This window comes from Curtobacterium sp. PvP017 (assembly GCF_054060195.1).
The window spans coordinates 48,262-60,196 of sequence record NZ_JBSSCY010000004.1 but is presented as its reverse complement, the minus strand read 5'-3'; the positions used below and the strand labels follow the sequence as shown (position 1 = coordinate 60,196).

The 11,935-nt window shown below is 70.6% G+C and carries 7 protein-coding genes; 6 read left to right on the top strand and 1 reads right to left on the bottom strand.

The genetic code is table 11. The annotated features are described in order from the left end of the window. The first annotated feature begins 98 nt into the window (after positions 1-98). The 4 genes from gltB (at position 99) to ACVKXF_RS09630 (ending at position 9,264) form a co-directional block, all read left to right on the top strand. Positions 99-4,703 carry a glutamate synthase large subunit gene (gltB, locus tag ACVKXF_RS09645; RefSeq protein WP_456795577.1) on the top strand — a complete coding sequence of 1,535 codons (4,605 nt, stop codon included), beginning with the start codon at positions 99-101 and terminating at the stop codon, positions 4,701-4,703. Between the two features lie 53 nt (positions 4,704-4,756). Then, positions 4,757-6,217 (top strand): glutamate synthase subunit beta, encoded by a 1,461-nt coding sequence (locus ACVKXF_RS09640; RefSeq protein ID WP_456795576.1) that lies wholly within the window; start codon positions 4,757-4,759, stop codon positions 6,215-6,217. A gap of 105 nt (positions 6,218-6,322) precedes the next feature. Beyond that, the gene (gene pyk / locus ACVKXF_RS09635) at positions 6,323-7,768 is read left to right on the top strand and encodes a pyruvate kinase (RefSeq protein ID WP_111083936.1); all 1,446 of its coding nucleotides are present in this window, start codon (positions 6,323-6,325) and stop codon (positions 7,766-7,768) included. Between the two features lie 389 nt (positions 7,769-8,157). After that, the gene (locus tag ACVKXF_RS09630) at positions 8,158-9,264 is read left to right on the top strand and encodes a VIT1/CCC1 transporter family protein (RefSeq protein ID WP_456795575.1); all 1,107 of its coding nucleotides are present in this window, start codon (positions 8,158-8,160) and stop codon (positions 9,262-9,264) included. Here the strand turns inward: ACVKXF_RS09630 and ACVKXF_RS09625 are convergent. Beyond that, positions 9,261-9,800, bottom strand: coding sequence for an HdeD family acid-resistance protein (locus tag ACVKXF_RS09625; RefSeq protein WP_456795574.1), 540 nt, complete (start codon positions 9,798-9,800; stop codon positions 9,261-9,263). The genes ACVKXF_RS09630 and ACVKXF_RS09625 overlap by 4 nt on opposite strands. 150 nt (positions 9,801-9,950) lie before the next feature. Here ACVKXF_RS09625 and exaC point away from each other — a divergent pair, with 150 nt between their 5' ends. Together exaC and ACVKXF_RS09615 are read left to right on the top strand one after the other, a co-directional pair. Next, positions 9,951-11,492 (top strand): acetaldehyde dehydrogenase ExaC, encoded by a 1,542-nt coding sequence (exaC, locus tag ACVKXF_RS09620; RefSeq protein WP_456795573.1) that lies wholly within the window; start codon positions 9,951-9,953, stop codon positions 11,490-11,492. Further along, on the top strand, positions 11,492-11,890 hold the full coding sequence (locus ACVKXF_RS09615; RefSeq protein ID WP_456795572.1) for a DUF779 domain-containing protein: 399 nt from the start codon (positions 11,492-11,494) through the stop codon (positions 11,888-11,890). The genes exaC and ACVKXF_RS09615 overlap by 1 nt, the downstream gene beginning before the upstream one ends. The last annotated feature ends 45 nt before the right edge of the window (positions 11,891-11,935 follow it).

Below are 11,935 nucleotides of genomic sequence, written 5' to 3'. Positions count from 1 at the left end.
CAAGCGGGGCACGGGCACCAGTCCCGCCCCGTCCGGGCGGAACGCACCACCGGGCCACCGCTGTCCCTGTTCCACTTCCTCGTGAGGACGGTTCCCCCATGGCGCTCCAGCCACTCCAGCCCTCGGCACCGAAGCACCTCGTGCCGGCGCACCGTCGGTTCTCGGCGATCCCCGACGCCACCGGCATGTACGACCCGGCGAACGAGAAGGACGCCTGCGGTCTCGCGATGGTCGCGACACTGCGCGGGACGCCCGGCCACGACATCGTCGACGCCGCGCTCGGCGCCCTCCGCAACCTCGAGCACCGCGGTGCCGTCGGTTCGGACGCGGGCACCGGCGACGGCGCGGGCATCCTGTGCCAGGTGCCGGACGAGTTCCTGCGCGCCGTGGTGCCGTTCGACCTGCCGGCGGCGGGGGAGTACGCGGTCGGTACCGCCTACCTGCCGAAGGACGAGGGTGACCGGCACGCGGCGAAGGGCGCCGTCGAGCGGCTCGCACGCGAAGAAGGCCTCAAGGTCCTCGGCTGGCGTGAGGTCCCGGTGCGCCCCGACGTGCTCGGCACCCTGGCCCGTGCCGCCATGCCCGCGTTCGAGCAGCTGTTCGTCGCCTCGGTGCGGCACGACGTGCACGGCGCGTCGTGGAGCGGCATCGCCCTGGACCGCCAGACCTTCCGTCTCCGCAAGCGCGCCGAGCACGCGAACGACCTGTACTTCATGTCGCTGTCGAGCCGCACCATGGTCTACAAGGGCATGGTCACGACGCTGCAGCTCGAGCCGTTCTACCCGGACCTCAGTGACGAGCGCTTCGCGTCGAAGCTCGCGATCGTGCACTCGCGCTACTCCACCAACACCTTCCCGTCGTGGCCGCTCGCCCAGCCGTTCCGGACGATCGCGCACAACGGCGAGATCAACACGGTGCGCGGGAACCGCAACTGGATGCGCGCGCGGCAGTCCCAGCTCGAGAGCGAACTGCTCGGCGACATGGCTCCGCTGCTGCCGATCGTGAGCCCCGGTGCGAGCGACTCGGCGTCGTTCGACGAGGTCCTCGAGCTCCTCACCCTGACCGGCCGGACGTTGCCGCACGCGGTGTCGATGATGGTGCCGGAGGCCTGGGAGAACCAGGTCGGGATGGACCCGGAGCTCCGCGCGTTCTACGAGTACCACTCGATGCTCATGGAGCCGTGGGACGGTCCGGCCGCCATCACGTTCACCGACGGTTCGCTCGTCGGCGCGACGCTCGACCGCAACGGGCTGCGCCCCGGACGCTTCCTCGTCACCGACGACGGCCTCATCGTCATGGGGTCCGAGACCGGTGTCATCGACGTGCCCGCCGCGAAGGTCGTCCGCAAGGGGCGTCTGCGCCCCGGCCGGATGTTCCTGGTGGACACCGAGGCCGGCCGCATCATCGAGGACGACGAGGTCAAGCAGGGTCTGGCGTCGTCCGGCCCGTGGGGCGAGTGGCTCGACGAGGGCCGCATCAACCTGAACGACCTGCCCGACCGTGAGCACATCGTGCACACCCCGGCATCGGTCACCCGTCGGCAGCGTGCGTTCGGGTACACCGAAGAAGAGGTCCGCATCCTGCTCCGCCCGATGGCGCAGGTCGGCGCGGAACCGCTCGGCGCGATGGGCTCCGACACCCCGATCGCCGTGCTCTCCCAGCGGCCGCGGCTGCTGTTCGACTACTTCACGCAGCAGTTCGCGCAGGTGACGAACCCGCCGCTCGACTCGATCCGCGAGCAGGTCATCACCTCGATGGGCATGGGCCTCGGCCCGGAGCGCAACCTCCTGTCGGCCGGGCCCGAGCACGCGAAGCAGATCACGCTCGACTTCCCGGTGATCGACAACGACCAGCTCGCCAAGGTGCAGCACTTCGAGACCGAGTCGGGTCGGCACCTGACCGTCACGATCAAGGGCCTGTACCGCGTCGACGCCGGCAAGAAGGCGATGCAGAAGCGCATCGCCGCGGTGTGCGACGAGGTCGACGCCGCGATCGAGTCGGGCAAGCAGTTCATCGTGCTGTCCGACCGCGACGGCAACGCCGAGCAGGCGCCCGTGCCGAGCCTGTTGCTCCTCGCCGCCGTGCACCACCACCTGATCCGCACCGAGCAGCGCATGAAGGTCGGGCTGATCGTCGAGGCCGGCGACGTGCGCGAGGTCCACCACGTGGCCACGCTCATCGGGTACGGCGCCTCTGCCATCAACCCGTACCTCGCGATGGAGACCTGCGAGAACCTGGTCCGGGCCGGCATGATCACGGGGATCACCCCGGAGCAGGCCGTCAAGAACGTGATCAAGGCGCTCGGCAAGGGCGTCCTCAAGATCATGTCGAAGATGGGCATCTCGACCGTGTCGAGCTACGCCGGTGCGCAGGCGTTCGAAGCAGTCGGGCTCAGCCAGGAGTTCGTCGACAAGTACTTCACCGGCACGTCGTCGATCCTCGGCGGCGTCGACATCGACGTGATCGCGAAGGAGAACGCCGAGCGGCACGCCCAGGCGTACCCGCAGGACGGTGCGGTGCTCTCGCACGAGCGGCTGCAGACCGGCGGCGAGTACCAGTGGCGTCGTGAGGGACCCCCGCACCTGTTCAACCCGGACACCGTCTTCCGGCTGCAGCACGCCACCCGTGCGCGCCGCTACGACATCTTCCGCGAGTACTCGAGCGCCGTGGACGACCAGTCCGAGGAGCTCATGACGCTCCGTGGGCTGTTCCGGTTCAAGCACGGGCTCCGCAAGCCCGTCGCGCTCGACGAGGTCGAGTCGATCGAGTCCATCGTCAAGCGCTTCAACACCGGCGCGATGTCGTACGGCTCCATCTCGAAGGAAGCCCACGAGACCCTCGCCATCGCGATGAACCGTCTCGGTGGTCGCTCGAACACGGGCGAGGGCGGCGAGGACGTCGACCGGCTGCTCGACCCCGAGCGCCGCAGCGCGATCAAGCAGGTCGCCTCCGGACGGTTCGGCGTGACGAGCATGTACCTCACCCACGCCACCGACATCCAGCTGAAGATGGCGCAGGGTGCGAAGCCGGGCGAGGGCGGCCAGCTGCCCCCGCAGAAGGTGTACCCGTGGGTCGCCCGCACCCGGCACGCCACGGCCGGCGTCGGCCTCATCTCGCCGCCGCCGCACCACGACATCTACTCGATCGAGGACCTCAAGCAGCTGATCTTCGACGTGAAGCGCGCCAACCCGGCCGCTCGTGTGCACGTCAAGCTCGTGAGCCAGTCCGGCATCGGTGCGGTCGCGGCCGGCGTGACGAAGGCCCTGGCCGACGTCGTGCTCGTGTCCGGCCACGACGGTGGAACGGGCGCGTCCCCGCTCAACTCGCTCAAGCACGCCGGCACCCCGTGGGAGATCGGTCTCGCCGAGACGCAGCAGACGCTCATGCTCAACGGCATGCGCGACCGCGTCGTCGTGCAGGTCGACGGTCAGATGAAGACCGGGCGCGACGTCGTCGTGGCGGCGCTCCTCGGCGCCGAGGAGTACGGCTTCGCCACCGCTCCGCTCGTCGTCGAGGGCTGCATCCTGATGCGGGTCTGCCACCTCGACACCTGCCCGGTGGGCGTCGCGACGCAGAACCCCGAGCTCCGCAAGCGTTTCTCCGGCAAGCCCGAGTTCGTCGTGAACTTCTTCGAGTTCATCGCGCAGGAAGTGCGGGAGCTCCTCGCCGAGCTCGGGTTCCGCACGCTCGACGAGGCGATCGGCCAGTCCGACGCGCTCGACGTCGACCGTGCCCTCGAACACTGGAAGGCGTCCGGGCTGGACCTCGCCCCGGTGCTCGCGGGCCCGCACTTCGATGCCGCCGAGCCGCGTCGCCACCAGCGCGAGCAGGACCACGAGCTCGAGCACCACTTCGACGTGGGCCTGATCCAGCAGACCGCCGACGTGCTCGACCACGGCGGCTCGATCGCCCTCGACCTGCCCATCCGCAACACCGAACGCGCGGTCGGCACGATGCTCGGCCACGAGGTCACGAAGCGCTACGGCGAGCACGGGCTGCCCAGCGGCTCGATCGACGTCACGCTGCGTGGTTCGGCCGGACAGTCGCTCGGCGCGTTCATGCCGGCCGGCATCACGCTGCGACTCGTCGGCGACAGCAACGACTACGTCGGCAAGGGCCTGTCCGGCGGTGAGATCATCGTGCGCCCCGACGCCGGTTCCGGCTTCGACCCGGCGCAGAACGTCATCGCCGGCAACGTGATCGGCTACGGCGCGACCCAGGGGAGCATGTTCATCCGCGGCATCGTGGGCGAGCGGTTCCTGGTGCGCAACTCGGGTGCGACCGCCGTGGTCGAGGGTGTGGGCGACCACGCGCTCGAGTACATGACCGGCGGCCTCGCCCTCATCCTGGGCGAGACCGGCCGCAACCTCGGCGCCGGCATGTCCGGCGGCACCGCGTACGTCCGTGGTCTGCGCGAGGAGCACGTCAACACCGACGCGCTCGCGACCGGCGAGCTGCGACTCGAGGCACTGGACAGCGCCGACGTCGAGATCGTCACCGACCTGCTCACCCGGCACGCCGAGGAGACCGGTTCGACGCTGGCATCCGACCTGCTCGAGTCCGGCGACCTGAGCGACTTCGTCAAGGTGCTGCCGCGGGACTACGCAGCGGTGCTCGAGACCCGCCAACGCGCCGTCGACGAGGGGCTCGACCCCGACGGCGACATCGTGTGGAACCGAATCATGGAGGTGACCGGTGGCTGACCGTCACGCACGTCTGGAACCGGCAGCGCCCAACACGACCTCGGAGGTGACCGGTGGCTGACCCCAAGGGATTCCTCAAGGTCCAGGAACGCGAACTCCCGGCACGGCGACCCGTGCCCGTCCGGCTCATGGACTGGAAAGAGGTCTACGAGCAGCAAGAGTCCGGCGCCCTCAAGCGCCAGGCCGGCCGCTGCATGGACTGCGGCGTGCCGTTCTGCCACCAGGGCTGCCCCCTCGGCAACCTGATCCCGGAGTGGAACGACCTCACCTGGCGCGGTGAGGGCCGGCAGGCCATCGAGCGGCTGCACGCGACGAACAACTTCCCGGAGTTCACGGGCCGGCTCTGCCCCGCCCCGTGCGAGTCCTCGTGCGTGCTCGGCATCAACCAGCCGCCGGTGACGATCAAGCAGGTCGAGGTCTCGATCATCGACGACGCGTTCCAGAACGGTTGGGTCACCCCCCACCCGCCGGAGCGTCTGACGGGCAAGACCGTCGCCGTCGTGGGGTCCGGCCCCGCCGGGCTCGCCGCCGCGCAGCAGCTCACGCGCGCCGGGCACACCGTCGCCGTGTACGAGCGCGACGACCGCATCGGCGGGCTGCTCCGTTACGGGATCCCCGACTTCAAGATGGAGAAGCGCCAGATCGACGCGCGCCTCTCCCAGATGCAGGCCGAGGGCACCCGCTTCCGTGCGGGCGTCGAGATCGGCCGTGACATCACCTGGGACGACCTGAAGTCGCGCTACGACGCGGTCGTGGTGGCCACCGGCGCCACGGTGCCGCGTGACCTGCCGATCCCGGGGCGCGACCTCGAGGGCGTGCACTTCGCGATGGACTACCTCGTCCAGCAGAACAAGGCCAACGCCGGCACCCGGGTCGACAACCAGCTGACCGCCGAGGGCAGGCACGTCGTCGTCATCGGCGGCGGCGACACCGGGGCGGACTGCATCGGCACCGCACACCGGCAGGGCGCGCTGAGCGTGACGAACCTGGCGATCGGCAAGCAGCCGCCGCTGGAGCGTCCGTCCGAGCAGCCGTGGCCGATGTTCCCGACCGTGTTCGAGGTCACGAGCGCCCACGAGGAGGGCGGCGAGCGGCACTTCCTCGCCTCGACCGTCGAGTTCCTGGCGAACGAGGCCGGCGAGGTCCGTGCTCTCCGTGTCGCCGAGACCGAGTACCTCGACGGCCGTCGCGTGCCGAAGGCCGGCTCCGAGCGCGAGATCCCCGCAGACCTCGTCCTCGTCGCGATGGGCTTCACCGGTCCCGAGGCGGACACGATCGAACCGCAGCTCGGGCTGCCGACCACGGTGTCCGGTGCGCTCGACCGCCGCGCTGACTACACGACGAACGAGGCGGGCGTGTTCGTCGCCGGCGACGCCGGCCGCGGGCAGTCCCTGATCGTCTGGGCGATCGCCGAGGGGCGAGCTGCGGCGGCGAAGGTGGACGAGTACCTCGAGGGCTCGACGATCCTGCCCGCGCCGGTGAAGGCGACGGACCGCGCGATCTCGATCTCGTGACCGAGGGGCCACCCGCACTCGATAAGGTGCTGGTGGCCTCGCTTCGTTCCGCGCGGCCCCACAGCGCGGAAACCCAAGCACCATCCACCACCACGAAGGAATCCATTGAGACGCGCAAAGATCGTTTCGACGCTCGGACCGGCAACGTCGGACTACGAGACCGTCAAGGAGATCATCGAAGCGGGCGTCGACGTCGCCCGACTCAACCTCAGCCACGGTGACTACAGCGTCCACGAGGCCAACTACGTGAACGTCCGTCGCGCGGCCGAGGAACTCGGCAAGCCCGTCGCGATCCTCGTCGACCTGCAGGGTCCGAAGATCCGTCTGGCCAAGTTCGCCGACGGCCCGCACGACCTCGCGGTCGGCGACGTGTTCACCATCACGACCGAGGACGTCCCCGGCTCCAAGGAGATCTGCGGCACGACGTTCAAGGGCCTGCCCCAGGACGTCAAGCCCGGCGACCCGCTGCTCATCGACGACGGTCGCGTCCGCCTGCGCGTGCTCGACACCGACGGCGTCCGCGTCCGCACCGAGGTCGTCGTCGGCGGCACGGTGTCGAACAACAAGGGCATCAACCTGCCCGGCGTCGCCGTCAACGTCCCCGCACTGAGCGAGAAGGACGAGGCCGACCTCCGGTGGGCGATCCGTCAGGGCGCCGACCTCATCGCGCTGTCGTTCGTGCGCAACGCCGCCGACGTCGACCGTGCCCACGAGATCATGGACGAGGAGGGCAAGCGCCTGCCCGTCATCGCCAAGGTCGAGAAGCCGCAGGCCGTCGACGCGCTTGAGGAGATCATCGACGCCTTCGACAGCATCATGGTCGCCCGCGGTGACCTCGGCGTCGAGCTGCCGCTCGAGGCCGTCCCGATCGTGCAGAAGCGCGCCGTGGAGCTGTCCCGCCGCATGGCGAAGCCGGTCATCGTCGCGACGCAGATGCTCGAGTCGATGATCTCGTCGCCGATCCCGACGCGCGCGGAGACCTCCGACGTCGCGAACGCCGTGCTCGACGGCGCGGACGCCGTCATGCTCTCGGGCGAGACGAGCGTCGGTGAGTACCCGGTGCAGACGGTCCGCACGATGGCCCGCATCGTCGAGTCGACCGAGGACCACGGCCTCGAGCGCATCGCGCCGCTCGGCACCAAGCCGCGCACCCTCGGCGGTGCGATCACGCTCGCCGCGGTCGAGATCGCGGAGTTCACCGAGGCCTCGTACCTCTGCGTGTTCACCGAGTCCGGCGACTCCGCGCGACGCATGTCGCGTCTGCGCCACGGCCTGCCGATCATCGCCTTCACCCCGAACGAGGCCACGCGTCGCCGCATGGCGCTCACCTGGGGTGTCCGGTCGTTCCTCGTCGAGCGCAAGACCCACACCGACGAGCTCTTCTCGCAGGTGGACGACGTCCTGCTCGAGAACGGCCTGGCCGCCCCCGGCGACCGCGTCATCGTGACGGCCGGTTCCCCTCCCGGGATCGAGGGCTCGACGAACGACCTGCGCGTGCACCGGGTGGGCGACGCCCACGCCGAGGCCGCTCCGGCCTACGTGCGGGACTGATCCGCAGGATCCCGACGCCGATAGGGCGCGCACGGGAGGCCCGGCGCACGAACACGCGTCGCCTCCGGTCCGCGCCCTGTCGCGTCCCGCTCGGACGCCGGACGCTGGGCGCTGGACGCGCCGCGGCTGCGCCCCGCCGTGGTCGTCGCGCCCCCGCACACCGGGGCGCGACGGCGTCCGCGGGGCGCGACAGCCCGGCCCGACACCCGGTTCCCGCGCGTCCCGCCGCCGACGTACCCGTGGTGCGCCCCGTCGTGGTCGTCGCGCCCCCGCACACCGGGGCGCGACGGCGTCTGCGGGGCGCGGCTGTGGGGCTCCCGACGCGTCGACGCTCGGGGCGCGCTCGGTGGGGTGGAGCCGGGGCGCGACCGGACCGCCGTGCGGGCAGGATGGGCGGGGTGAGCCTCCAGGACGACACCGCCTCCGCATCCACGGCGCCGCGCGCCGACGTCCGCCGCTGGCGCCGCTACCTGGCCGACGAGCGTGCGGAGGCGGCGGTCTACCGCAACCTCGCCGCGCGGCGGTCCGGCGAGGAACGCGAGATCCTCGCGGCGCTGGCCGAGGCCGAGGGACGGCACGAGCAGCACTGGCTCGACCTGCTCGGCGACGACGTCGGGCGTCCGCAGCGCGGCAGCCTGCGCACCCGCGTCCTCGCGACGCTGGCGAAGCGGTTCGGGTCGGTCTTCGTCCTCGCGTTGATGCAGCACGCCGAGGACCGCTCGCCGTACGCCGACGACGACGACGCGACCGCGAGCATGGCGGCCGACGAGCGCATCCACGGCGAGGTCGTCCGCGGGCTGGCGAACCGCGGCCGCATGCGGCTGTCGGGCACGTTCCGCGCGGCGGTCTTCGGCGCCAACGACGGACTCGTGTCGAACCTGGCGCTCATCATCGGCATCAGCGCCTCGGGTGCGGACCGGCACTTCGTCCTGCTGAGCGGCATCGCCGGTCTGCTCGCCGGCGCCCTCTCGATGGGAGCGGGGGAGTACGTCTCGGTCCGGTCGCAGCGCGAACTGCTCGAGGCGTCCGCACCGCACCCCGAGGCCGGACGTGCCGTGGCGGACCTCGATGTCGACGCGAACGAGCTGGCCCTGGTGTACCGGGCCCGTGGCATGTCCGAGGCCGAGGCGACCGAGCACGCTGCCCATGTGCTGTCCGGCATCGGCGAGCGTCGTCCGGCGACCGGCCCGGTGCCCGTCGCCGACGACCACGAGGCGGTCGGGAACGGCCTGAGCGCCGCGGTGTCGAGCTTCCTGTTCTTCGCCTCGGGCGCGATCATCCCGGTGCTGCCGTTCCTGTTCGGCATGCAGGGGTGGGCGGCCATCGCGGTGGCCGGCACGCTCGTCGGGCTCGCGCTGCTCGGCACCGGAGCGGTCGTCGGGGTCCTCAGCGGGGCGTCGCCGGGCAAGCGGGCGTTCCGGCAGCTCGCGATCGGGTTCGGTGCCGCGGTGGTGACCTACGCGCTCGGACTGTTGTTCGGGACGGGTGCCGCCTAGCGGCGGAGGGCGGCGCGTGGGGGCAGCAGCAGCAGGGCCGCGGCGCCGACGACGATGAGTGCGATGCCCGCGAACACCATGAAGACCGTGAGCGCGAGGCCCGGCGCGACGAGCACGACCACACCGCCGAGGATCGAGAGCACCCCGCTCACCAGGGTCGGCACCCGGGACGACCCCGGGTGGCCGACGAAGCCGCCGACGATCGAGACGATGCCCTCGATGACGAAGCCGACCCCGGCGAGCACGGCGTACACGACGAGGGGGATCGCGGGATCGAGCAGCGCCACCAGGCCGGCGACCGCGACGAGCGCACCCACCACGCCGGACGTCCACCGCCAGACCGTCGGCGTCCCGTGTCCCCGCACCGACGCCACGACCCGCAGGGCGCCAGCGACGACGAGGTAGACGCCGAACAGCAGTGCGACGACGACGAGCGACGGCCGCGGCCACGCGATGGCGACGATCCCCAGGGCGATCGCGACGACCGCGGTGACGACGACGAACACCCGGAACGTGCGGACGGCACGAGAATCCACGGACACTCCTCCTGATCGGACCGCTGGAGTCCCGAACGCTACCCGGCCGACGGCGAGCCGGTGCAACCGGATGCAACCCCCGCCGACGTACCGTGCGGGCAGGCACGCGATCCGAACGTGCCCCGACAGCGTCGTCGAAAGGCCACCACCATGACCATCGCACCATCGCCCACCACCTACGCGGCACCCGGTGAACCGGGCTCCCTCGTCCAGTACCGGTCGCGGTACGACCACTTCATCGGCGGCGAGTACGTCCCCTCGGCGAGTGGGCAGTACTTCGAGAACCCGACCCCCGTCACCGGCAAGGTCTTCACCGAGGTCGCCCGCGGGGACTCCACCGACGTGGACCGCGCGGTGGCAGCGGGCTGGAAGGCGTTCCCGAGCTGGGGGAGGACGAGCGCCGCCGAGCGCGCGGTCATCCTCAACAAGATCGCCGACCGGATGGAGGAGCACCTCGAGATGCTCGCCGTCGCCGAGACGTGGGAGAACGGCAAGCCGATCCGCGAGACGCTCGGTGCCGACATCCCGCTCGCGATCGACCACTTCCGCTACTTCGCCGGGGCGATCCGCGCGCAGGAGGGCTCGGCCGGCGAGATCGACCACGACACCGTGGCGTACCACTTCCACGAGCCCCTCGGCGTGGTCGGGCAGATCATCCCCTGGAACTTCCCGATCCTGATGGCCGTGTGGAAGCTCGCACCCGCCCTGGCAGCGGGCAACTGCGTCGTGCTGAAGCCCGCCGAGCAGACCCCGGCCTCGATCCACGTGCTCGTCGAGCTCATCCGCGATCTGCTGCCCGCCGGCGTCCTCAACGTCGTGAACGGGTTCGGCATCGAGGTCGGTGCGCCGCTCGCCCAGCACCCGGACATCCGGAAGATCGCGTTCACCGGCGAGACCACCACCGGCCGCTTGATCATGCAGTACGCCTCGCAGAGCCTCATCCCGGTGACGCTCGAGCTCGGCGGCAAGAGCCCGAACGTGTTCTTCCCGGACGTCGCCGCCGAGAAGGACTCGTTCTACGACAAGGCGCTCGAGGGCTTCACCTTCTTCAACCTCAACCAGGGCGAGGTCTGCACCTGCCCGTCCCGGGCGCTCGTGGCGAAGGAGATCTACGACGGGTTCGTCGCCGACGGCCTCGACCGGGTGCGCGCCGTCAAGCAGGGGCACCCGCTCGACCTCTCCACGATGATCGGCGCGCAGGCGTCGAACGACCAGCTCGAGAAGATCCTGAGCTACATCGACATCGGCAAGCAGGAGGGCGCGAAGCTGCTCACCGGCGGGGAACGCGCGGACCTCGGCGGTGAGCTGTCCGGCGGGTACTACGTCACGCCGACGGTGTTCGAGGGCGTCAACTCGATGCGGATCTTCCAGGAGGAGATCTTCGGTCCGGTCCTCGCGCTGACCTCCTTCAGCGGGTACGACGACGCGATCGCCATGGCCAACGACACCCTGTACGGACTCGGCGCCGGGGTGTGGAGTCGCGAGGCCACGACCCTGTACCGGGCCGGTCGGGACATCCAGGCCGGACGGGTGTGGTCGAACACGTACCACCAGTACCCCGCGGGTGCGGCGTTCGGCGGGTACAAGCAGTCCGGCATCGGGCGGGAGAACCACAAGATGATGCTCGACCACTACCAGCAGACGAAGAACCTGCTCGTGTCCTACGCGGACGGTCCGATGGGCTTCTTCTGATGTCCGACACCGCACGCGTGGCGGTCACGCCGGCGGCGGGGGAGTTGCTGCGCACCCTCGCCGCCCGGCACGGCCCCCTGATGTTCCACCAGTCGGGCGGCTGCTGCGACGGATCGAGCCCGATGTGCTACCCGGTCGGCATGTTCCAGACCGGTTCCGGCGACGTGTTGTTGGGGGCGCTCCAGGTGGACGGCATCGACCCCGTCGAGGTCTACATGTCGGTGTCGCAGTTCGAGTACTGGAAGTACACGCACCTCACCATCGACGTCGTCGACGGGCGCGGCGGCGGGTTCTCGGTGGAGAGCCCCGAGGGCAAGCGGTTCCTGACCCGGTCGCGGATGTTCGACGACGCCGAGTTGGCGGATCTCGGCCTGGTCCCGGTCGCACACCGGACGTAGGCTGGCCGAACTCGTCGCGACGGTGCGGCGGGTGGGGTCGATCGG